The organism is Janthinobacterium psychrotolerans, assembly GCF_001677885.1.
GTDB lineage: Bacteria > Pseudomonadota > Gammaproteobacteria > Burkholderiales > Burkholderiaceae_D > Janthinobacterium > Janthinobacterium psychrotolerans.
In genome coordinates, this window is sequence record NZ_LOCQ01000054.1 from 94,705 (window position 1) to 114,803 (window position 20,099).

Genomic DNA, 20,099 nt, shown 5'->3' on the forward strand with positions numbered 1-20,099 from the left:
CTTTACGGTAGCCAGAATAGTACGCCTTTGCCGCGATTTCGGTTGTGCTCGCCTGCACGACGCCGTGTGCGCTAGGCGTTGGCCTGCCATTCCGGCAGGATTTCAGCGGACGTGGCCAGCCGCGCGCCGCGCGCCAGCATGGCGGCCAGAAAATCGCGCTGCTGGTCTTCAAAGCCTGGAACCGGGCTCATGCAGTCGGTCAGCAGCACCAGCTTGGCCAGCGCTTGCCTGCCCTGCCGCGCTTCCAGGTAGTCGGCGATATGTTCGGTGCTGGCCTTGACGCAGTGGCTGCCGGCCTCGCCACAGATATAAATCCGCTCGGCCGATACCAGCGTGTCGAGAAAGCCGGTATTGAGCTGGGTGGCCGGGTCCTGCGGGTCGGGCACTTCGGCCATCACGGCCGAATAATGCTCGGTCCACGGGTTCGAACCCTTGGACAGCTTGGCTACCACCTGCAATTGCGCCACTTCCCAGCCGTTGTAGGCGGCGCGCACGGCGCCGTGGATATTCTGGCCCCAGGAGCCGATCTCGCAATGCACGGGCCACACCATCAGCTGGTAGCGCCCGGCGCTTTCCAGCGCATCGAGGTAGGCTTGCGCGCGCGGCAAGGCGCCGTCCGCGGCCGGCACATAGACGCCGTCGCGCAGCTGCTGCGCGCCGATCTGGGTAAATGGCGAAACAGGTTCACCGTTGCCGCTGCGCCAGAAGGTCGGGTGGGCGATATCGTAGCGGTGGTGGGCGTCGAGCGTGACGCTGATCTGCGTGAGGCCGGCGCCGCCATCGCGGATCAGGCCGGCCACGCGCAGCATGTCCTGGTGGGCGCCGGTCACGGGCAGGCTGGGCGCACAGCCGTCCGGCATCAGGTCTGCGGGCAGGTCGCAAAAATCGTTTTGCGGGTCGATCACAAGCAGGTGCAACTGGCGTTTCATGGCGATCCTCGTGCGTGTCGGGAATGTCGATGATAATAGGAACTTCGCCACCACGCCAACTCGCGCCCGCCCATGCACCTTCCCGCCCGCAATCCCTTGAGCGCCAACAAGCTGCTCAATAGCAAATGGACCGCCGCCCTGCCCGTCAACAAGGAAAAACACTTTATCGTCATCAAGGTGATCGAACCGGACACGCCGGGCGCGCCGGTAACGGAAGTGGAGCTGCAGGCAGTGCACTCGCAGCGCATCCAAACCTTGCCATGGCGCGCGCTGCGGGACGCCAGCGTGTGGCGCCAGGGCTGGGTGTGATCAGGCGCCCGTCGAGTATTTGCGCTGGCGCGATGCGACCAGCGACTGCGCCGCGTCCGCCGCCTGCTCCTGCGCTTCCGCCTCGGTGGCAAACAGCTGGTCGGCCCTGACGCGCTGCTTGCTCGTTACATTGTAGCGGTGCATGGGATTGGGCGACTGCGTAAAGATGGCCACATAGGCGCCCCAGCTACCGCAGCCACGCAGGCGTTCGGCGGTATAGTCAATTTCATAACAGCCAACATATTTGATCGGCACGAGGTTTGCTCCATAAAAGAAAGATGGATTAATTCCGGTCGCGCTCACGCAGGAAGTTTACGGAAAGTCAAGGGACTATAAAATATATCACTTTTGCGGTGCAGCAAAGGGGCGCCACGACACGAATGTGGATTTACTTGATCTGCGGCCGTGAAATGGAAAACAGCCGCCAGGACAGGCGGCAGAAAGAAAAACGGCGCCGTGAGCACGGCGCCGCAAGGCAAGGCAAGACGCAATCAGGCGGCCAGCGCTTCGATGGTGTTGCGGCCTTTGGCCAGGGTGGCGGCCAGGGCTTCTTCGCCCATCGCCACGCCTTCGGCCTGCACGAAGGTGATGTCGGTAATGCCGATAAAGCCCAGCACCGCGCGCAGATAAGTGCTCAGGTGGTCATAGGCGGCAGCGGCGCCTTCGCTGTACACGCCGCCGCTGGCCGTGAAGATATAGGCTTTCTTGCCGGTGGCCAGGCCAACCGGGCCGGTCGCCGTGTAGTGGAAGGTGCGGCCGGCGCGGGCGATATGGTCGATCCACGCTTTCACGGTCGACGGCACGGAAAAATTGTACATCGGCGCGGCCAGCACCAGCACGTCGGCGGCCAGCAGTTCATCGACCAGGGCGTCGGAAATCTTGATGTCGGCGGCCGCTTGCGCGCCGCGCTGGTCGGCTGGCGTGAAAAAGGCGCCCATCATCGCTTCGGTCAGGTGCGGCACCGGCTGGGCGGCCAGGTCGCGCGTGACGATGGTGTTGCCTTGCGCGGCCAGCTTGGCGACGAATTCGCCCGACAACTGGCGCGACAGGGAACCGTTGTTGCGCACACTGCTATTGATGTGGAGTACGTTTGCCATGTTCTGTCCTTTAAACGATGTGGGATGCGCTGCTGCGCTTGCACTTATCTTAGTCCACATCTAATATCGATGAAACCATATAAATTTCAATTTTTATTATCGATTTTTTAGATATGGATTGTGTATGAGAGAGCCAGGCCAACCATCGCTGGACCAGCTGCGGGTGTTTGTCGCCGTCATCGACGCGGGCGGCTTCGCCCATGCGGCGCGCCAGCTGCACCGCACGCAATCGGTGATCAGCTACACCATCGCCAACCTGGAAGAGCAGCTCAATGTGGTGCTGCTCGACCGCGGCAAGCGCAAGCCGACCCTGACCGACGCCGGCAAGGCCCTGCTGGCCGATGCGCGCACGGTGGCGCTGAAGGTCGACGCCATGCGCGCGCGCGCCAAGGCGCTGGCCGGCGGGCTGGAAGCGGAAGTGTCGGTGGTGGTCGACGTGATGTTCCCGACCTGCGTGCTGGTGCGCATGCTCGAAGCGTTCCAGGCGCAGTTTCCCACCGTCGCCCTGCGCCTGCGCATCGAAGGCATGGGCATGGTCACGCAGCTGGTGATGGACGGCAGCTGCCACCTGGGCGTGGGCGGCTGGATGTCGTCCAGCGCCGACGCCTTCGAGCGCCTGGCCGTCGGCCATGTGCAGCTGATTCCGGTGGCCGCGCCGGCGCATGCGCTGGCGCAGATGGCCGGACCTATCTCGCCGGCGGTGGCGCGCGAACATGTGCAGCTGGTGCTCAGCGACCATAGCAGCCTGACCGCAGGCCAGGATTTCGGCGTGCTGGGCCTGCGCAACTGGCGCCTGGGTGACCTCGGCTCCAAGCACGCCCTGCTGCGCGCCGGTCTGGGCTGGGGCAATATGCCCGAGTCGATGGTGCGCGACGACCTGGCCACCGGCCGCCTGGTACCGCTGCAATTGTCGGTCGACAGCGGCGAGAATTATCCGATCTACCTGATCCAGCGCGCCGACACGCCGCCGGGACAGGCGGGCAAGTGGCTGGCGGAGCGGTTTGCGGAGCAGTTGCCGCTGTTGCTGGAACACGGCTTTTAAGACCGGGCGGTGGGCGGTATCATGCGGAGTTCACTTCAACAAGGAATCAACATGGCCGGCATCGACGACTTCGTCAACAAGCAACAACCAGGCGCGCGCTTTGTCATCACGGCGCCGATGCTGCGCATGACGCCGCAGCAGTTCGACAGCGTGGCGCAGGAATGGATGGAAGACGGCGGGCCCGGCTTCGATATCGCCGGCATCCCGCACCGCGTGGTGATCGGCGGGCAGTTCTATATCGCCCGCGTCACCGTGCAGCGGCACGCCGAAGACGCCTAACTACTCGACGCCCAGCACGTGCAGGCGCCGCCGCAGGCGCGCCACTTCCTCCGACAGGTCGACCACCAGCGCCGCCAGGTCGGCGTTGGCGTCGAACACGGCTTCGATTTCGCGCAGGCGGCGCGCGCGGGCCAGGTCGACGCTGGTAAAGCGCCAGCTGGCCGCCTGCACCGGCGGCGGGCCATCATGCAGCAGCACGCCGGTCTGCACGCGCTGCACCACCCAGTCCGGCTCCACCGCGCAGGCGCGCGCCAGTTCTTCCAGGCTCAGGGCGGCGTCTTCGAGCAGTACGCCGATCACATTGTTGGTCGCGAGGTTTGCCATGCGGTCTGTCATGATTAAGCTCCCAGCTTCTGGCGCGGATTGAAGGCCATCTCGCGCGCCATGGTTTGATACAGTGCGCGCGCCTTGTCATCGCGCGCAGGCGGCAGCACCACTTCGAGCAGCAGATACAAGTCGCCAGGCTCGCTGGCGGGAATGCCGCGCCCTTTGAGGCGCAGCTTGCGTCCGGTTTGCGATTCCGGCGGCACCGTCACCGACACCGTGCCCGAGGGCGTGGGCACATCGATCGCGCCGCCCAGCGCCGCTTCCCATGGCGTGACCGGCACGGTTTCGAACACATCGCGCCCTTCCACCCGGTAGCGCGGGTCCTGTTCGAAACGGATTTCCAGGTACAGGTCGCCGGCCGGCGCGCCGCCGCTGCCGGGATTGCCCTGGCCTTTCATGCGCAGCTGCTGGCCCTCCGTCACGCCTTTCGGGATCGTCACTTCCAGCGTGCGTTCGCGCGTGACGACGCGGCCCTGCGCATCGGCTTCGGGCACGCGCATGACGATGGTGCGCGTGGCGCCGTGATAGCTGTCGCGCAGCGCGATGGAAATCGCCGCATGGCTGTCTTCGCCCTGCATCTGGAAGTTGCTGTTGGCGCGGCGCCGTCCGCCCACATGGGCGAACAGGTCGGCAAAGAAGTCGTTGTCGTCGACACCGGACGATTCGAAGCCCGCGCCCCAGTCGGGTGGCGGACGAAAGCCGCCACCGGCGCCTGGCCCGCCCTGGGCGCTTTGCTGGCGGCCCAGGTCGTCATAGGCGGCGCGCTTTTCCGCGTCGCCGAGCACGCCATAGGCCTCGTTCAGGGCCTTGGTGCGCTGGTCGGCATCGGTTTCCTTGCTGACGTCGGGATGGTATTTGCGCACCAGCTTGCGGTACGCCTTCTTGATGTCGGCCTCGCTGGCCGACTTGTCGACCCCGAGTTCCTTGTAGTAGTCCTTGTAATCCACCGTGCCTGCTCCCCATGGTTGAATCGTCAGGAAAGATTACACGAATTGCCGCGCCCATGCAGTACGGCTGCATGCGCGCGGCGCAGGCCGGTCAGCAGCGTTTAACGTACCCGGCGCAAGGAGGAAATACGGCGCTCGAGGCCACCGTCGAGGCGGTGGTAGTTGCCCGGCCCCATCACCACGCAGCGGCCGCGGAAGTTGGCGTCGGCGCACAGTTCCCAGCGGCCGTAGTTGATGACGATGGACTGGGCGCGGTCGTTGAAACGGTAGCGGTTCAGGTCGCGCACCTCGCCATCGAGGCGCACCGGCTGGCCGCGCATGCCGGCGTCGGGAAACAGCAGCACGGCGCCGCTGTTGCCGGGGCGTCCCGGATGGTTGCCGCCATGGCCGCCATCGTGCCAGCCGCCGCCACCGCCACGGCGCACTTCGCGCACCGAGGAAATCGCGTCGTTCATGCCCGGCATGCTGGCGTAGCGGCCCGGCTGCAGCACACGGCAGCTGTTGCGAAAGTTCGCGTCCTTGCATACTTCCCAGTTGCCCGAGCGCACGATGATGCTCGAAGTCTTGTCGTTGAAGCCCAGCTGCGACAGATTGCTCACATCGGAGCGCACATGGACGGAGCGGCCGCGAAAGCCATCATCCTGGAACAGGGTCATTTCGCCTGCCTGGGCGGCGCCAGTGGCAAACAGGGCGGTCGTGCACAGCAGTGCGTGTTTGATTGGTTTCAGCATCACAAACTCCATTTGTTACCTGCGGCCAGTGTAGTCCGGCGCAGCGGCCGCAAGTGTAACAAATGGCAAGCAAATGTCAGCGCACGCGTCGCAGCGACGAGATCTTGTTGTCGAGCGCATTGAGGCGCGCGTATTGTCCCGGCCCGATCACCTCGCAGCGACCGCGGAAGTTCGAATCGCTGCATACTTCCCACTGCCCTTCGTTGACGATGATGGAGCCGGCGCGGTCATTGAAGTTCTGGCGCACCAGGTCGTCCGTGTCGCGCTCGAGCACCAAAGGCTGGCCGCCCATATCCGCATCCGGGAACAGCACGATGGCGCCGCGCTGCTGGTACTGCTGCTGCGGATATTGCTGGTACTGATCCTGCTGATACTGATCTTGCTGATACTGATTCTGCTGGTACTGGTTCTGTTCATACTGCTGCTGGCGGCGCGCTTCGCGCTCGTCGACCACGCGCGCCGACGAGACGCGCCCATCAAGGCCGCGTCCCAGGTCGTCGTGGCGGCCCGGCCCGAAGATGCGGCAGGTACCCTGGTAATTGGCGTCGCTGCACAGCTGCCAGTAGCCATTGCCGATCACGATGCTGGTGGTGCGGTCGTTGAAGCCGATGGTGGCGAAGTTGCCGTTGTCGCGGTCCAGGCGCGCCGCGCCGCCATTCTGGCCGGCGCCGGAATACACTTCCAGGCTGGCCTGGCGGCCATAGTTGCCACGGTCAGGACGGCCGTCATTGCGCCAGTCGTTGCGGCCGTCGCCGCGGCCATCGCGCCCAACTTCGCGCACCGACGAAATGGCGTCGTTCATGCCCGGCATCGAGCGGTATTCGCCTGGCGTGAGCGTCTTGCAATTGCCGCGAAAACCGGAGTCCGTGCACACGTCCCACGTGCCCGAGCGCACCATGATGCTCGACGCCTTGTCGTTGAAGCCCACGCGCGACAAATCGTCGGCGGTCTCGCGCACGGTCACGGCGCGGCCGCGGAAATTGTCATCTTCGAACAGGGTCAGTTCGCCGGCCTGGGCGATCGCGGCATGGGTCAGGAAGGCGGCTGCGCACAGCAGGGCGTGGGTAAGCGGGCGGTTCATGGGGATGTCTCCGTGGGTGATCAATACTGCCAGACGTGAGTGTAGCCGCCCGGCGAAAAAACGGTGTAACAAAGTATGGGAAAAACACCATCAATTGTTACCAAAGGAAATAGATACAAGCACAAGGCGGCCGGACAGGCACCCGAATTCACAGTAGAATCGCAGGTTCGACTCAGCCAGTGCCCTTTCATCCCATGCCCCACACCACCGCGTTTACCGTGCCCGCCATCCGCCAGGAAGTATCGTCCCTGTGGAAGCTGGCCTGGCCCATCCTGATCGGCCAGCTGGCCACCGTCGGCATGGGCGCGGCCGACGTGGCGATGACGGGACACACCACGCCCGACGAGCTGGCGGCGGTGTCGCTGGGCGCGGCCATCTGGTCGATCGTGCTGGTCACCGTCAGCGGCATCATGATGGCGATCAATACGCTGGTGGCGCATGAAATCGGCGCCGCGCGCCACGGCAAGGTGCCGCACCTGGTGCGCCAGTCGCTGTGGAAGGCGCTGGCCGTCGGCATGGTGGCCTGCGTGCTGACCAATATGGCGGCGCTGGTGTTCGACCACCTGATGCTCGAAGCGCATGTGGCGGCGAAAGCCAAGCTGTTCGTGCACATCATCAGCTGCGCCCTGCCGGCGTTTGCCGCCTACCGCGCGCTGTACGGCTACAGCACCAGCATCAACCAGACCAAGCCCGTGATGGTAATTGCGCTGGCCGCGCTGGCGCTGAACATTTTCGTCAATTACCTGCTGATCTACGGCCACTGGGGCATGCCCAAATTGGGCGGCATCGGCTGCGCCGTGGCCACCACCTGCTGCGTGTGGATGATGCTGCTGGCGATGCTGGCCTGGATCAAGTACGCGCCGGCCTACCGCGCCACCTATCCGTTCACGCACTGGGAGTGGCCGCAGGCGTCGGCCATCGGCCCCATGCTGCGCCTGGGCCTGCCGATCGGCGTGACGTATTTTGCCGAAGTGAGCGCGTTTGGCGTAATCAGCCTGCTGGTGGCGCGCTTTGGCGTGGTGCAGGTGTCGGCGCACCAGATCGCCCTCAATTTTTCGTCCGTCGTGTTCATGGTGCCGCTCACCTTCGGCATTGCGCTGGTCACGCGCGTCGGCCATGCGGTGGGCGAAGCCAATTTGCGCCGTGCGCGTTTCATCTCGTGGGTCGGGGTGGCGATGTCGCTGGCGGCGGCCATCGTCTCGGCCGCCTGCATCACGCTGTTTCGCCACCAGATCGCGCAGGCCTATACGTCGGACCCGCAGGTGCAGGCCCTGTGCGCGCAACTGCTGCTGTTCGCGGCGCTGTTTCAATTGTCCGACGCAACGCAAGTGGCCACCTCGTGCGCGATCCGCGGCTACAAGGTGACGCGCCAGCCGATGCTGATACAGCTGCTGGCCTTCTGGGGCTTTTCGCTGCCGATCGGCTATGTGCTGGGCCTGGCGCCGCAAGGCTTCATCTGGTCGCCAAGCGCGCCGATGGCCGCCGCCGGCTTCTGGATCGGCCTGGTGACGGGGCTGACGGTGGCGGCCGTGCTGCTGACCTGGTATCTGAACCGTTTGTCGCTGGAAAGGCTGCGCGCGGCCATATAAAACACGGAGTATTCCTGGGATATGCCGAAGGAAAGCCGGCAATCGATAGCGTATTCCGTGTCCCGCCCTATCGCATTGCCCGTCATGCTCTGGTATTGTTTGCCGTCAAGAATTAGCTTGACCTCTTTCCCACTACCGAGACATCCATGCGTTTTATTCTTTGTTTTCTGGCCGCCATGGCCAGTGTTCCCGCTTCGGCCGAAAAGCTGACGCTCGAGCGCATCCACGCCGATCCGGCGCTGGCCGGCCCAGGCGTGCGCAACCTGAAGGTGTCGCCCGACGGCGAGCGCGTTACGTTTTTGCGCGGCCGCGCCGACAACCAGTTCCAGCTCGACCTGTGGGAATTCAAGCTGAAAGACAAGCGCACGCACCGCCTGGTCGACTCCAGGGCGCTGGTGCCGCATGAAACCATCTCGCCGGCCGAACAGGCGCGCCGCGAACGCGAGCGCACGGCCAGCCTGGCCGGCATCCTGAACTACAGCTGGTCGCCGGACGGCAAGCAGCTCTTGGTGCCGCTGGCTGGCAATCTGTACCTGGTCGACGCGGCCAACCCCGAGAAAGCGCGCCTGGTCGCCAAGGGCAATGTGCTCGACCCGAAAATCTCGCCCAAGGGCCGCTACCTGTCCTTCGTGCGCGAGCAGAACCTGTTCGTGATCGACCTGAAAACGGGCCAGGAACGCCAGCTGACCACCGACGGCAAGGACACCATCCACAACGGCGAAGCCGAATTCGTGGCGCAGGAAGAAATGGGCCAGCGCACCGGCTACTACTGGGCGCCGGACGACAGCGCCATCGCCTACAAGCGCTACGACGAAGCGCCGGTGCCGGTGGTGCGCCGCTTCGAGATCTTCGCCGACCGCACCGACGTGGTGGAACAGCGCTACCCTGCCGCCGGCGACGCCAACGTGCTGGTGCAGCTCCACATCGTCTCGCCGGCAACCGGCGTGCAGCGCCAGGTCGACCTGGGCAGCAACCCCGACATTTACCTGGTGCGCGCCGACTGGAGCGCGGACAGCAAATCGCTGCTGTACCAGCGCCAGTCGCGCGACCAGAAAACCCTGGAACTGATCGCCGTCGACGCCGCCACCCTGGCACAGCGCACGGTGCTGACGGAAACGGCGAAAACCTGGGTCAGCATCCACGATGACCTGCGCTTCCTGGCAGACGGCAAATCGTTTTTATGGTCGTCCGAGCGCACCGGCCGCAATCATCTGTACCTGTATGACATGAGCGGCAAGCTGCTGCATCCGGTCACGTCGGGCGAGTGGGGCATCGACAGCCTGCTGGCCGTCAATGAAAAAACCGGCAAGGTGTATGTGGCATCGAATCGCGACGCGGTGATCGACAAGCAGACCTACGCGCTGGCGCTCGATGGCAGCACGGCCGACAAGCCGCAGCGCGTGACGAAGGCCGACGGCTGGCACGACACCACCTTCGCGCGCAACGGCGCCGTGTTTGTCGACACCTATTCCGATCCGGCCACGCCGCCGCAAGTGAGCATCCGCCGCCCTGACGGCGCGATGGTGGGCTGGCTGGAAGAAAACGCCTTGAACGCCAGCCACCCGTACGGCAAATACCAGGCCGATCACCTGCCGACCGAATACGGCAGCATCAAGTCCGACGATGGCCAGACCTTGTACTACTCCCTGGTGAAACCATCGAACTTCGATGCCTCGAAACGCTATCCGGTCTTCCTGTCGACCTATGGCGGGCCGCACTCGCAGCACGTGGCGCGCCGCTGGGGCAATACCTTCGACCAGTACATGGCGCAGCAGGGTTTTGTCGTGTTTCGCCTCGACAACCGCGGCTCGTCGCGCCGCGAGCGGACGTTCACTGACGCCATCTACCATAACCTGGGCAAGGCCGAAGTGGCCGACCAGCTGGCGGGCATCGCCTGGCTGGGCCAGCAGAGCTTTGTCGACGCCAGGCGCATCGGCGTGTTCGGCTGGAGCTATGGCGGCTTCATGAGCTTGCGCCTGCTGTCGGCCGCATCCGACAAGATCGCCGCCGGCGTGTCGGTGGCGCCCGTGACCGACTGGTCGCTGTACGACACCCACTACACGGAGCAATTCCTCGGCATGCCGAAGGAAAACGTGGACGGCTACAAGGACAGCACCGTGTTTGCCCACCTGGACGGTTTGCGCTCGCCGCTGCTGCTGGTGCACGGCATGGCCGACGACAATGTGCTGTTCTCGAACAGCACCCGCCTGATCGACGCGCTGGTCAATCGCGGCGTGCAGTTCGACCTGATGACCTACCCTGGCGCCAAGCACGGCATCTCGTCGCGCGCCGGCCAGCGCCATGTGTACGCGAAGATCGCCGCCTTCTTCAAGAAGAACCTGAACGTGGACGACGCAAAATAAAAGTCCGCGTCCAATGAGAAACCGCCGCACGGTCTTTCGACAGTGCGGCGGTTTTTTTACCTGGTGCTCAGATTATGGCTTGCGGGTGATGGTTTCTACCGCATCCTTGACGTCGCCAACTTTCTTCTGCACTTGGCCTTCGACCTGGTTTGCCAGGCCCTTGGCTTGCTGTTCTTCGCTGCCGACGACTTTGCCAGCTGTTTCCTGGATTTTACCGCCGACTTCTTTCAACTTACCTTCGACTTGATCTTTGTTCATGATTAACTCCTCAATGTAGTTGGTCCATCTGTTCTCCAGCCCAGGGGCCGGTACTGCGGCTCAAACGCTGCGTTTTGCTTGCTGCGTTTCGATGAGTTGATATTACGCCCGAGGCCGCAAAAACTATGTACGGTTCCTAACACATGGGAAAATATTGCTATCTTTCACTTATCCTTGCGCCAGACGGTAGCGAGCCACGGTTGCTGTTCACGCGGCAGGCCGGGCGGACGATAGTAATGGTCGAGCAAGCTAAAACCGGCCGCCTGCACATGCGCGCTCCAGGTATCGAGGTCGTAGTAGCTGCCATAGCGCGCGCCGCTCCAGCCTTCCTGGTTGTGGCCGCGCGGATTCGAACTGAACAGTACCCCACCCTCTTTCAGGCATCCATGCAGGGCGCGCAGCACGCCGGGCAAGGCGCTGCTGGGCACGTGGAACAGCACGGCATTGGCAAATACGCCGTCAAAGCGTGCGGCAGGCAGGTCGAGGTCGAGAAAGTCCTGCTGCCAGACGGTACAGCCGCTGTAAGCCTGTGCCATCTCGACAAAGCGGGCCGAACCATCGACGCCGGTGGCATGATGGCCCAGTTCGGTGAACGCCTTCAGGTCGCGCCCGGGACCGCAACCGAGGTCGAGGATGTCCAAGGGCGCCACGCCATCGATGGCGTTCAGCAATGCCGCCATGTTCTGGCGCACATCGTGATCGCGCGTGCCTTCGAAGAACTGTTCGGCGCTGGCGTCGTAATGGTCGAGGGTGCGGCGGGTAATCGTGTGCAGCGGGTCATGCGGGGTATCGCTCATTATGGTGCTCCCGTAAAAGATGCCGCCATTTTAGACGTTCGCCAGCATCCATGCGGGTTTGCGGCCGGCTTGAGCATGCTTGAAAATTATTTTGAATTATTTTCAAAAAAACCCTCAAGTTCTGGCCGAGGCCGCCGTTAATCTAGACAAGCGTAAAACCATTGATAAAAATACAGGTGTGCTCATGAACTCCAACGACGTGCTGTCGATGTATGAAAATATTGCCGGATTGACCAACCAGATGGTCGTGGCCGCACGTTCCGAGGACTGGGAAAGCTTGGACGCGCTGGAACATCAATGCGCCAGCGCCGCCAGCGCCACTCAGGTCGGCACCGTGCCTGCCCTGTCGGGCTCCTCGCGCATGCGCAAGCTTGAGCTGATCAAGCAGATCCTGGCCAACGACCGCGCCATCTGCAATATCACCGAACCATGGATGGCGCAGCTGTCCCGCGCCATGCCGGCGCCGCGCGCCCACCGCTAAGACCGCAGCAGCATAAGACGACAGCGCCCACGGGCGCTTTTTTTACGTCCGCCGGCGGCCGATTGCGCTCAGCGCGAAAAAGGTTCGGGCTCCGGCACCAGTGCCGGCTCATCGCGTTCAGCTGGCATATCGCCAGGCGGTACCGCCGGCGCGCTCTTGCGGCGAAACGGCTTGCGCAGCAAGACCCAGTATTTCGATGGCGGCCGGGGTTCGGCCTGCCCACGCCCCTTGCGCTTGCGCACGACAGTCACGATGGCCCCCGCCACCAGCAGGAACAGCAAGCTGCCCAGGCCCAGCCACAACATGCCATTGCCGCCGGCTTTCTTGTCCGCCGCCCCCGGCCTGGCCTTGACCTTGGCCTGCGGCGGCCCGGACACGGCGGCCGCTGCCGCTGCGGGCGCGGCCAGCGCCTGCTGCAAGGCCGAAACTTTGCCTTCCAGCACGCCAATCTTCTCATTCAAGGCCGTGTTTTGCCGGTCCAGCGCCATGCACGCTTCGGCCGGCATGCCGGCCGCTTGCGGCGCGCAGGCCGCTACCGGCGCAGCGGCGCGCCGCAACGGCGGCGGCGCCACCGGCGCCGCCGCAGGCCTGGGACGCAGTGGCGCCGCAATGAACATGGCCGGCGGGCGCACCATGCCTTCGGCGCGGGCGCGGGCGGCCAGCGCGGCGGCGTCCGGCACCTCGACCCGCTTGGCAACGGGCCGGGCCGCCACCGGCGGCGTGATGGCCTTGGGCGCCGGCGCGGGCACAAGCACCGGCGCGGGCACGGGCACGGGGGGAGCTTGGGCCAGCCAGACGGTTGCCAGCCGCACCACGCTGCGGCTGCCATTGCCCAGCATCAGAAACACATGCACATGGCCGGCATCGATGGCTTGCCTGGTAGCGAGGTGGACAAAGCGCCGCCCATCGCGTTCCACCTGGCTGATCGCCAGGGTTTGCAGGGCGGGGTCCATGCTGATGCCGCCGCCCTGGTAGACATTGATCGAGGCCAGGCGCACCGGCAAGCCCTGCAGCTCATCGGGCGCCAGCGCCGTCAATTCGATATCGGCCGACAGTGGCTGGCCCCTGTGCGACTGCACGCTGATGTCGCCCAGTTCGGCAGCGAAGGCGGCCGGCATGGCCAGACAGGCAGTGGCGGCCAAGGTGGCGGTCCAGCGGGAAAAGACGGGGCTAGGCATGAAATGATCGCTTTGACAACGGAAGCATGGGAAAACGTTCTTTATTAACGGCAGGAAATTGAAAAAGCTTAGCTGGCTGCGGGCGCGCTGTGCGTTTCCGGCGCCTGGAGTACACTCGATCCACCATAAGCCATGAAAGGAATGCCATGAGCAGCAGAATCGAACGCGACAGTTTCGGCCCGATCGACGTCCCCGCCGGTCAATTGTGGGGAGCGCAGACACAGCGCTCGCTCGAGCACTTCCATATTTCAACTGAAAAAATGCCGCCCGAACTGATCGCCGCGCTGGCCACCGTCAAGCGCGCGGCCGCCCACGTCAACCTGGAACTTGGTTTGCTCGGCGGCGAAAAAGCTGTCGCCATCACCCAGGCGGCTGATGAGGTGCTGGCTGGCAAGCACGCGAGCGAGTTTCCGCTGGCCGTCTGGCAGACCGGCTCCGGCACGCAAAGCAATATGAACATGAACGAAGTGCTGGCCAACCGCGGCTCCGAGCTGATGGGCGGCCTGCGCGGCGCCGAGCGCCTGCTGCACCCGAACGACGACGTCAACCTGGGCCAGTCCTCGAACGATATTTTCCCGACCGCCATCCATGTGGCCGCCGCGCTGGCCGTCGCCAATACCGTGCTGCCGCCGCTGCGCCAGCTGCGCACCACGCTGGAGGCCAAGTCCGCCGCCTTTGCCGACATCGTCAAGATCGGCCGCACCCATTTGCAGGATGCCACGCCATTAACCCTGGGCCAGGAATTCTCGGGCTATGCGGCGCAGCTGGAATTTGCCGAACAGATCATCGAAGCGTCGCTGCCGCCGCTGCTGCAGCTGGCCGCCGGCGGCACGGCCGTCGGCACGGGCCTGAACGCGCACGCCGAATTTGCCGACCGCATCGCCGCCGAACTGGCGCACCTGACAGGCCAGCCTTTTGCCAGCGCCAGCAACAAGTTCGCCGCCCTGGCCGCCCACGATGCGCTGGTGGCGGCCCATGGCGCGCTGAAAACCCTGGCCACGGCGCTGATGAAAATCGCCAACGACGTGCGCTGGATGGCGTCCGGTCCACGCTCGGGCCTCGGTGAAATCACCATCCCCGAAAACGAGCCGGGCAGCTCCATCATGCCGGGCAAGGTCAATCCGACCCAGTGCGAGGCGCTGACCATGCTGTGCTGCCAGGTATTCGGCAACGACGTGGCCATCACGGTGGGCGGCGCCTCGGGCAACTTCGAACTCAATGTGTTCAAGCCTTTGATCGCCCACAACTTCTTGCAAAGCGCGCGCCTGCTTGGTGACGGCATGCGCAGCTTCGACGAGCATTGCGCGCACGGCATAGCACCGAATCGCGAGCGCATCGCCGAACTGATGGAGCGCTCCCTGATGCTGGTGACGGCACTGGCGCCGCATATCGGCTACGACCGCGCGGCGCAGATCGCCAAGCAGGCGCAGCATGAAGGCACGACACTGAAGGAAGCGGCGCTGGGCCTCGGTTTCGTGACGGAAGACCAATTTGCCGAGTGGATCGTGCCGCTCGACATGACGCGCCCCAACAAAAGTTAAAGCGCCTTCCCGCATGCCCGCTTGCAGTCATGTAAACTAGATGTTTGGCCCGCCTGGCGGGCCGCACGTGTTAAAAACACATTACTGCAATTGAGGATAGAATGCAAAAAGTAAGCTTTGATTTGACATCCGAGTTCGTCGAGCTGAACCAGCTGCTCAAGCTGGTCGGCCTGTGCGACAGCGGCGGCGCGGGCAAGGTCATGGTCGACAGTGGCGTGGTCAAGGTCGATGGCAAGAAGGAACTGCGCAAGACCGCCAAAATCCGCGCCGGCCAGGTGGTCAGCGTGGCCGATATCCGCATTACCGTGGTGGCGCCCGCCTGATGCCCTTGTAGCGTGCTCCTGTGTCAGATCAAAACCTGCCCGGCTGGATTGCCTATGTTTATATTATTGCCATATATTCATCAATGAGCGGAAAGGGATGCCATGGACAACGCCGAGCACGGCACACGCAGCCAGGAACGCCTGATCGCCGACTTGCGCCAGGTCATAGAAAACGCGGAAGACCTGCTGCGCACCACCGATAAATACACGAGCACCCTGTACCAGGGCGCGCGCGCCAAGCTCGAAGTGGCGCTGGTGGCGGCCACGGCCGAGCTGGCGCATTTCGAAGACGAACAACTGGCGCGCATGATGGAAGCGACCCTGGCGGCCAACGCGGCCTGCTGCGACCAGACCGGCGAAGCGCGCATCCTGCGCGCCTTTCAATAGGTTCAGCCCGGGAGCATGGCGGTCAGCACGCCATGCTCGAGCCAGCGGCGCAACTGCCCGCCCAGGTCAAAATCCTCGTCCAGCCCAAAGGCAGCGTCCAGCGCCGCGCCAAAACATTCCCCTTGCAGCAAACACTGCAGCGCCGCATGGGCAGCCGCATCGAGCGCCATGACCTGCGCCTGCCATTGCGGCCGGCATACCAGGGCGTGCGCCGGCCAGTCCAGTTGCCGGGGAAACGCTGCATTTTCCTGTTGATGCGCCTGCCATAACGCCGCCACTTGCCAGTCGGATCTGATCAGTGCGCACGCCGGGTGCAGGGCAAAGCGGGCATTTTCCAGTTGCTCGGGCAACAGGCTGGCCAGCACATCGAACGGCAAGCCTGGCGCGTCCGGCGCGTAATGGGCCAGGTGCAGCGCCCATTCCAGGCGCGCCATGTCGGGCAGATACGGCAGTTGCGCCACAGGAGGAAAATCGGCGAGGAAAGTGGGAAAGTCGCTGCCGAAACGGTTCAGGTCGGCGTCTTGCGAAGGATAACGGCGCCCGTATTCGCGCGCCATGCCCGTAAAAAATTCCTCGCCCACCAGCGCCAGCACCACCGGATAGGCCTGGCCCAGCACGCGGCGCCAGGTGGCGTTCAGGTTGCCCCGGTACAAGCCCAGGCGCTGCCCGACCAGCACGCCGCGGCACTGATTAATCGCATTATCGGCCTGGCCAGCATCGAGCAGCGCGTCGGCAAACGCTTGCTGCTTGTGCGCCAGTTGCTCGCCCGGCGGCGGCGCTGTCACGCCAGTGCGCGAACCGCGCCATGGCGCCGCAGCATGATGCATTTGCTGCAGCGCGCGCGCCCGGTCGGCCTCGGCCAGCAACACCGCCAGCTCGGGCACATCGGTATCCCACTCGATCAGAGTCGGCACCTGGCCAAAGCGCTGCAAGGCCGCCTTATACAAGGCCCAGACCGGTTCGGCCACGGCGGCGCCATGGTGGTCGATCACGGCGAGCGGCGTGAGCAGGTGGCCGCCGAGGTGCAGCTCGCCAACGATATCGGCGGGAATATCGCGCAAAGCCGCCAGCGCGTCCTCGCCGTGATTGCACTGGTTCACATACAGGTTATTGACGTCGAGCAACAGGCCACAGCCGCTGCGGCGCGCCAGTTCGGCCAGGAACTGCGCTTCGTTCATGGCGTCGGCGTGGAAGCGCAGGCTGGTCGAGACATTTTCCAGCAAGATGGGCCGGCGCAAGGCGTCCTGCACCCGCCCTACCCTGGCGCACAGCAGGTCCAGCGCGGCATGGTCCAGGGTCAGCGGCAGCAAGTCGTTGAATTGCCGTCCCGCCACGGCGCCCCAGCACAGATGCTCGGACACCAGCGCCGGTGCGATGCGCTCGCACAGCCTTTGTACCCGCTGCAGATGATCTTCGGAAAAACCGCGTGCCGAGCCCAGGCCCAGGCCCACGCCGTGCAGGCTCAGGCCATAGTCCTGGCGCACGGCCTGCAGCACATGCCAGTCGCGGCCCGAGCAGGACAGATAATTTTCGGTGTGTACTTCCAGCCAGTCGACTTGGGGCCGGCCGCCGAGAAAGTCGCGGTAATGCGCGGCGCGCAGGCCGACGCCCACGCCGCCCAGCGCGTGGACGGGCTGCGCCATGGCTTGCCGGCTTATGACTGCTGCTTGGCCGCAGCGGCTTTCTTGCCTGCCTTGACAGGCTTCAAGGCGCCGCCCGCCTGCTCGCAAGTTCCCTTGGCAACATACGCCCATTCGGTCGGCAAGTTGTCGCTGGCGGCCTGACCGGCGCAGGAATGGGCGCCGTCGGACGAGGCGCAATCATTCTGGCCGGCCTTGGCGACGCCATAGCATTTTTCCTTGTCGCCGGCGGCGGCATCATGGTCGGCAGCACTGGCAACCGAGGTGGCGCACAGGCCGGCCAGGGCGGCGGCAACGAGAGCGTGACGTTTGTTCATGGCAGTCTTTCGTAAAAGGAGTCGTATCCGATTTTACGCTGTCGCAGAAAAAGAAGGGAAGATCCTGCATGCACAAGCGCGCCGCAGCCAGGCCGGCAGCGGCGAAAGTGGCCTCAGCAGCCGGGGCTGCCTCGCAGAATCAGGCCGTGGTATTGATGCGGTTGCCCAGGTGCGAAGGCAGGCTCGGTGCGGCCGGCATCGGCGGCAGGGCTTCGATCAGGGCGGTGGCGGTCGAGCTCTGGATATCCTGGGCTTTTTTCAGGACGGTCATGCCGACTTCTTGACGAATTCCAGTTTCAGCCATCGTGGTTGACAGTTGTGCAATGCTTCCGATGTCCATGAGTCTCTCCTATCAGTGTCTACCTGGATTAACGGCCAGCCGGCGAAATACTTGAGGATTATTTTGACAGCGGTTTTTCCAGCCGCTGCAGCACCCAGCTTAGCACGCCGGCGCGATCATTCAAGTCCAGCCAGGCAACGCCGGCGCGCAGGTCGTGCGGCGCCGGCACGTCCGACGCCACGGCGATCACGGTCACATCATGAGGATACAAGGGCGCCTGCCCTACTGCCGGGCGAAACACTTCCATTTTAGGGATGGGGTCGGTCTTGAAGCCTTCCACCAGGGTCAGGTCGGCCGGTCCCATGCGCGCCAGCTGTTGCGGCAAGGTCGGTTCGGGCGCGCCGCGCAGCTCATGCACGATGGCAAAGCGATACGGCGACGCCACCAGCACTTCGGCCGCGCCGGCCATGCGCAGGCGGGCGCTGTCTTTTTGCGGTGGTTCCAGCGCCAGGTCATGGTGGCTGTGCTTGATCAGATTGACGCGCAGGCCGCGCGCCGCCATTTCCTGCACCAGATATTCCAGCAAGGTGGTCTTGCCGCTGCCGGAACGGCCAACCACGCCCAATACCGGGTGGGCAGGCGCGGGGGCGGATGTCGCATGGTCCATCGTGGGCTTCCTTCCGTGAGATCGCCCATTATACCGGCCAGCCCACTTGCGGCCAGGCCACTACAAGCGCTGGCTTGATGCAGACAAAGGGCCTCAGCCTTCGTGCGCCCTGTCGCCGGTGTCAAAGCCGTCAAGCCAGTTGACGGCGCGGCCATCGCCATGGTTGTCCTTGCGCCGGCGGCGCGCGATCGATTGCGGCGCCTTTTTGCCGTGGGTGGCGATGGCGTTGCGGGCGCTGCGGGCCAGGTGGCGGTGCGCGGCCACCGCACCGGCCTCGGCATCGGGCATGGGCATGGCCGGCCTGGCAGCGTCAAACCCGTCAAGCGCATGCCGTTCGCGCAACTCGTCCTCCCAGCACCTGCGCTGCGCGTGGACGCTGCCGGGCAGCGCGGGCGCCGGCCGTGGCAGGTCCAGGTCCAGCGCCATGCCCAGTCCTTTGGCGGCGGCCACCCGCGCACCCATGGCCGGCAAGGCGCCGTCGGCGCCACGGCAAAAGCGCTGCAGGATGGTTTTCAGGATCGAGGTATGGTCGAACAGCTCATGGCAGACGCTGCCGGCGCTGATCAACGGCGACACCAGCAGCATGGGCACGCGCACGCCATACTGGCGAAACGCGGCGTCGTCGTCGACGGCGGCCGGTGGCGGCACATGGTCGAAAAAGCCGCCATGCTCGTCGTAGGTGATGACCAGCAAGGTGCGCTCCCAGCTTGGCCCGCGCGACAGCGCCTGGTAGACCTGCGCCACCAGCGCCTGGCCGGCGCGCACGTCGGCCGGCGGATGATCGTCGTTGGCAAAGAAATGCGGGTCGATCCAGCTGACCGATGGCAGGCTGCCGGCCAGCGCATCGCCGACAAAGCCATAGCGGCGCCCATGCTCGCCGAACGGTTCGTAGAACTCGGACGAGCGGTAATGCTCGTCCGTCAGGGCCAGGGTCCACGGCTTCCAGAAGGAATAGAACTTCCAGCTGACCATATGGCGTTCGAGCTGGCGCACGAACGATTTGTTTGCATACAGCGGCACGCGCTTGCTGTCCTTGCTGCCGGCCGCGCGGCCGCTGACGGCGTACAGGCGGTTCGGCCAGGTGGCGCCAGGCACCGAACTATGGCAACGGTCGCAGACACAGAACTCGCGTGCCAGGAAATCGTACATGGGCAGGTCGGCGCCGTTGTAATAGCCCATCACCAGGCCGGGATCGGGGTCGTCGGGGTGGTGCAAGGCATAGTCGCTGACAAAGCCGCCGTTATGGCCGTGCACCTGACGCGCCACCGACGCGCCCGTATTGCGCGGCTGCTGCGACGGCTGCAAGGCCGTGCGCTGCAAATGGTGAACACCATACGCCTTGCCCGCATGCAGGTTGACATGCTCGCTGCGCAAGCCGTCGATCTCGCCGCGCCCGCCTTCCAGGCTCAGATAACCGAGCATATGGTCGAACGAGCGGTTTTCCATCATCAGCACGACGATATGGTCGATGCGGGCCAAGCTGTTGATTGTCATGCCTCCTCCGGTGCGCGCCCGCGGTGGCGCGTCCCAGGTTCG

23 protein-coding genes and 1 pseudogene are annotated in these 20,099 nt (G+C 64.4%); 9 read left to right on the forward strand and 15 right to left on the reverse strand.

Features of this window, described 5'->3' with window-relative positions; translation table 11 throughout:
* Window positions 1-71 precede the first annotated feature (71 nt).
* Window positions 72-929 (reverse strand): cysteine hydrolase family protein, encoded by an 858-nt coding sequence (locus ASR47_RS12165; RefSeq protein WP_065308045.1) that lies wholly within the window; start codon window positions 927-929, stop codon window positions 72-74.
* Between the two features lie 72 nt (window positions 930-1,001).
* Between ASR47_RS12165 and ASR47_RS12170 the strand changes: the two genes are divergently transcribed.
* Complete coding sequence (locus ASR47_RS12170) at window positions 1,002-1,238, forward strand: TIGR02450 family Trp-rich protein (protein ID WP_065308046.1); 237 nt, start codon at window positions 1,002-1,004, stop codon at window positions 1,236-1,238.
* Here the strand turns inward: ASR47_RS12170 and ASR47_RS12175 are convergent, their stop codons facing one another.
* Together ASR47_RS12175 and ASR47_RS12180 are read right to left on the reverse strand one after the other, a co-directional pair.
* Complete coding sequence (locus ASR47_RS12175) at window positions 1,239-1,493, reverse strand: hypothetical protein (RefSeq protein WP_065308047.1); 255 nt, start codon at window positions 1,491-1,493, stop codon at window positions 1,239-1,241. It lies immediately after the preceding gene.
* Between the two features lie 236 nt (window positions 1,494-1,729).
* The gene (locus ASR47_RS12180) at window positions 1,730-2,335 is read right to left on the reverse strand and encodes an FMN-dependent NADH-azoreductase (protein WP_065308048.1); all 606 of its coding nucleotides are present in this window, start codon (window positions 2,333-2,335) and stop codon (window positions 1,730-1,732) included.
* Between the two features lie 124 nt (window positions 2,336-2,459).
* On the opposite strand from ASR47_RS12180, the gene ASR47_RS12185 reads away from it, so the two are divergent.
* Window positions 2,460-3,377 (forward strand): LysR family transcriptional regulator, encoded by a 918-nt coding sequence (locus ASR47_RS12185; RefSeq protein WP_065308049.1) that lies wholly within the window; start codon window positions 2,460-2,462, stop codon window positions 3,375-3,377.
* Between the two features lie 51 nt (window positions 3,378-3,428).
* Window positions 3,429-3,656: a hypothetical protein gene (locus tag ASR47_RS12190; protein WP_065308050.1), complete on the forward strand. Its 228-nt coding sequence runs from the start codon at window positions 3,429-3,431 to the stop codon at window positions 3,654-3,656.
* Here the strand turns inward: ASR47_RS12190 and ASR47_RS12195 are convergent, their stop codons facing one another.
* The 4 genes from ASR47_RS12195 to ASR47_RS12210 all read right to left on the reverse strand — a co-directional run bounded on the left by ASR47_RS12195 (window position 3,657) and on the right by ASR47_RS12210 (window position 6,742).
* Entirely contained in the window at window positions 3,657-3,980 is a 324-nt protein-coding gene (locus ASR47_RS12195; RefSeq protein WP_065308168.1) for a chaperone modulator CbpM, read from the reverse strand.
* A gap of 14 nt (window positions 3,981-3,994) precedes the next feature.
* Window positions 3,995-4,930: a DnaJ C-terminal domain-containing protein gene (locus ASR47_RS12200; protein ID WP_065308051.1), complete on the reverse strand. Its 936-nt coding sequence runs from the start codon at window positions 4,928-4,930 to the stop codon at window positions 3,995-3,997.
* A gap of 101 nt (window positions 4,931-5,031) precedes the next feature.
* A complete protein-coding gene (locus tag ASR47_RS12205; protein WP_065308052.1) occupies window positions 5,032-5,661 on the reverse strand; it encodes a beta/gamma crystallin-related protein in 630 nt (209 codons plus the stop codon).
* Window positions 5,662-5,737: 76 nt separating this feature from the next.
* Window positions 5,738-6,742 carry a beta/gamma crystallin family protein gene (locus ASR47_RS12210; protein WP_065308053.1) on the reverse strand — a complete coding sequence of 335 codons (1,005 nt, stop codon included), beginning with the start codon at window positions 6,740-6,742 and terminating at the stop codon, window positions 5,738-5,740.
* Between the two features lie 194 nt (window positions 6,743-6,936).
* Between ASR47_RS12210 and ASR47_RS12215 the strand changes: the two genes are divergently transcribed.
* Entirely contained in the window at window positions 6,937-8,331 is a 1,395-nt protein-coding gene (locus ASR47_RS12215; RefSeq protein ID WP_065308054.1) for an MATE family efflux transporter, read from the forward strand.
* Window positions 8,332-8,477: 146 nt separating this feature from the next.
* Window positions 8,478-10,694 carry a S9 family peptidase gene (locus tag ASR47_RS12220; protein ID WP_065308055.1) on the forward strand — a complete coding sequence of 739 codons (2,217 nt, stop codon included), beginning with the start codon at window positions 8,478-8,480 and terminating at the stop codon, window positions 10,692-10,694.
* Window positions 10,695-10,766: 72 nt separating this feature from the next.
* On the opposite strand, the gene ASR47_RS12225 is transcribed toward ASR47_RS12220, so the two are convergent.
* Complete coding sequence (locus ASR47_RS12225; protein WP_065308056.1) at window positions 10,767-10,952, reverse strand: CsbD family protein; 186 nt, start codon at window positions 10,950-10,952, stop codon at window positions 10,767-10,769.
* A gap of 164 nt (window positions 10,953-11,116) precedes the next feature.
* A complete protein-coding gene (locus ASR47_RS12230) occupies window positions 11,117-11,749 on the reverse strand; it encodes a class I SAM-dependent methyltransferase (protein WP_065308057.1) in 633 nt (210 codons plus the stop codon).
* A gap of 79 nt (window positions 11,750-11,828) precedes the next feature.
* Here ASR47_RS12230 and ASR47_RS12235 point away from each other — a divergent pair, with 79 nt between their 5' ends.
* Window positions 11,829-12,230 (forward strand): flagellar protein FliT, encoded by a 402-nt coding sequence (locus ASR47_RS12235; RefSeq protein ID WP_245714337.1) that lies wholly within the window; start codon window positions 11,829-11,831, stop codon window positions 12,228-12,230.
* Between the two features lie 68 nt (window positions 12,231-12,298).
* Here the strand turns inward: ASR47_RS12235 and ASR47_RS12240 are convergent, their stop codons facing one another.
* A complete protein-coding gene (locus tag ASR47_RS12240) occupies window positions 12,299-13,408 on the reverse strand; it encodes a type IV pilus assembly protein FimV (RefSeq protein WP_150127780.1) in 1,110 nt (369 codons plus the stop codon).
* Between the two features lie 146 nt (window positions 13,409-13,554).
* Between ASR47_RS12240 and fumC the strand changes: the two genes are divergently transcribed.
* The 3 genes from fumC to ASR47_RS12255 all read left to right on the forward strand — a co-directional run bounded on the left by fumC (window position 13,555) and on the right by ASR47_RS12255 (window position 15,659).
* Complete coding sequence (gene fumC / locus ASR47_RS12245) at window positions 13,555-14,949, forward strand: class II fumarate hydratase (protein WP_065308060.1); 1,395 nt, start codon at window positions 13,555-13,557, stop codon at window positions 14,947-14,949.
* A 101-nt stretch (window positions 14,950-15,050) separates the two neighbouring features.
* Window positions 15,051-15,272: an RNA-binding S4 domain-containing protein gene (locus ASR47_RS12250; RefSeq protein ID WP_065308061.1), complete on the forward strand. Its 222-nt coding sequence runs from the start codon at window positions 15,051-15,053 to the stop codon at window positions 15,270-15,272.
* Between the two features lie 102 nt (window positions 15,273-15,374).
* Window positions 15,375-15,659 carry a hypothetical protein gene (locus ASR47_RS12255; protein WP_065308062.1) on the forward strand — a complete coding sequence of 95 codons (285 nt, stop codon included), beginning with the start codon at window positions 15,375-15,377 and terminating at the stop codon, window positions 15,657-15,659.
* A gap of 2 nt (window positions 15,660-15,661) precedes the next feature.
* On the opposite strand, the gene bufB is transcribed toward ASR47_RS12255, so the two are convergent.
* The 5 genes and pseudogenes from bufB to ASR47_RS12280 all read right to left on the reverse strand — a co-directional run.
* Entirely contained in the window at window positions 15,662-17,302 is a 1,641-nt protein-coding gene (gene bufB / locus ASR47_RS12260) for an MNIO family bufferin maturase (RefSeq protein WP_065308063.1), read from the reverse strand.
* Between the two features lie 11 nt (window positions 17,303-17,313).
* Window positions 17,314-17,616 carry a BufA1 family periplasmic bufferin-type metallophore gene (locus tag ASR47_RS12265; RefSeq protein ID WP_065308064.1) on the reverse strand — a complete coding sequence of 101 codons (303 nt, stop codon included), beginning with the start codon at window positions 17,614-17,616 and terminating at the stop codon, window positions 17,314-17,316.
* Window positions 17,617-17,755: 139 nt separating this feature from the next.
* Entirely contained in the window at window positions 17,756-17,956 is a 201-nt protein-coding gene (locus ASR47_RS12270) for a YjfB family protein (RefSeq protein WP_065308065.1), read from the reverse strand.
* A 58-nt stretch (window positions 17,957-18,014) separates the two neighbouring features.
* Entirely contained in the window at window positions 18,015-18,563 is a 549-nt protein-coding gene (mobB, locus tag ASR47_RS12275; protein WP_065308066.1) for a molybdopterin-guanine dinucleotide biosynthesis protein B, read from the reverse strand.
* 552 nt (window positions 18,564-19,115) lie between these two features.
* Window positions 19,116-20,057 (reverse strand): annotated as a pseudogene (locus ASR47_RS12280) (alkaline phosphatase family protein); the annotation flags it as partial.
* Window positions 20,058-20,099: the final 42 nt, after the last annotated feature.

Excerpts from the sequence above, each read along its gene's own strand:
- ASR47_RS12230 (WP_065308057.1), bottom strand. The coding sequence starts at position 11,749 with ATGAGCGATACCCCGCATGACCCGCTGCACACGATTACCCGCCGCACC.
- ASR47_RS12165 (WP_065308045.1), bottom strand. The coding sequence starts at position 929 with ATGAAACGCCAGTTGCACCTGCTTGTGATCGACCCGCAAAACGATTTT.
- ASR47_RS12240 (WP_150127780.1), bottom strand. The coding sequence starts at position 13,408 with ATGCCTAGCCCCGTCTTTTCCCGCTGGACCGCCACCTTGGCCGCCACT.
- ASR47_RS12210 (WP_065308053.1), bottom strand. The coding sequence starts at position 6,742 with ATGAACCGCCCGCTTACCCACGCCCTGCTGTGCGCAGCCGCCTTCCTG.
- ASR47_RS12190 (WP_065308050.1), top strand. The coding sequence starts at position 3,429 with ATGGCCGGCATCGACGACTTCGTCAACAAGCAACAACCAGGCGCGCGC.
- mobB (WP_065308066.1), bottom strand. The coding sequence starts at position 18,563 with ATGGACCATGCGACATCCGCCCCCGCGCCTGCCCACCCGGTATTGGGC.
- ASR47_RS12170 (WP_065308046.1), top strand. The coding sequence starts at position 1,002 with ATGCACCTTCCCGCCCGCAATCCCTTGAGCGCCAACAAGCTGCTCAAT.
- ASR47_RS12215 (WP_065308054.1), top strand. The coding sequence starts at position 6,937 with ATGCCCCACACCACCGCGTTTACCGTGCCCGCCATCCGCCAGGAAGTA.
- ASR47_RS12220 (WP_065308055.1), top strand. The coding sequence starts at position 8,478 with ATGCGTTTTATTCTTTGTTTTCTGGCCGCCATGGCCAGTGTTCCCGCT.
- ASR47_RS12265 (WP_065308064.1), bottom strand. The coding sequence starts at position 17,616 with ATGAACAAACGTCACGCTCTCGTTGCCGCCGCCCTGGCCGGCCTGTGC.
- ASR47_RS12255 (WP_065308062.1), top strand. The coding sequence starts at position 15,375 with ATGGACAACGCCGAGCACGGCACACGCAGCCAGGAACGCCTGATCGCC.
- ASR47_RS12195 (WP_065308168.1), bottom strand. The coding sequence starts at position 3,980 with ATGGCAAACCTCGCGACCAACAATGTGATCGGCGTACTGCTCGAAGAC.
- ASR47_RS12250 (WP_065308061.1), top strand. The coding sequence starts at position 15,051 with ATGCAAAAAGTAAGCTTTGATTTGACATCCGAGTTCGTCGAGCTGAAC.
- ASR47_RS12180 (WP_065308048.1), bottom strand. The coding sequence starts at position 2,335 with ATGGCAAACGTACTCCACATCAATAGCAGTGTGCGCAACAACGGTTCC.
- ASR47_RS12225 (WP_065308056.1), bottom strand. The coding sequence starts at position 10,952 with ATGAACAAAGATCAAGTCGAAGGTAAGTTGAAAGAAGTCGGCGGTAAA.
- ASR47_RS12205 (WP_065308052.1), bottom strand. The coding sequence starts at position 5,661 with ATGCTGAAACCAATCAAACACGCACTGCTGTGCACGACCGCCCTGTTT.
- bufB (WP_065308063.1), bottom strand. The coding sequence starts at position 17,302 with ATGGCGCAGCCCGTCCACGCGCTGGGCGGCGTGGGCGTCGGCCTGCGC.
- ASR47_RS12270 (WP_065308065.1), bottom strand. The coding sequence starts at position 17,956 with ATGGACATCGGAAGCATTGCACAACTGTCAACCACGATGGCTGAAACT.
- ASR47_RS12185 (WP_065308049.1), top strand. The coding sequence starts at position 2,460 with ATGAGAGAGCCAGGCCAACCATCGCTGGACCAGCTGCGGGTGTTTGTC.
- fumC (WP_065308060.1), top strand. The coding sequence starts at position 13,555 with ATGAGCAGCAGAATCGAACGCGACAGTTTCGGCCCGATCGACGTCCCC.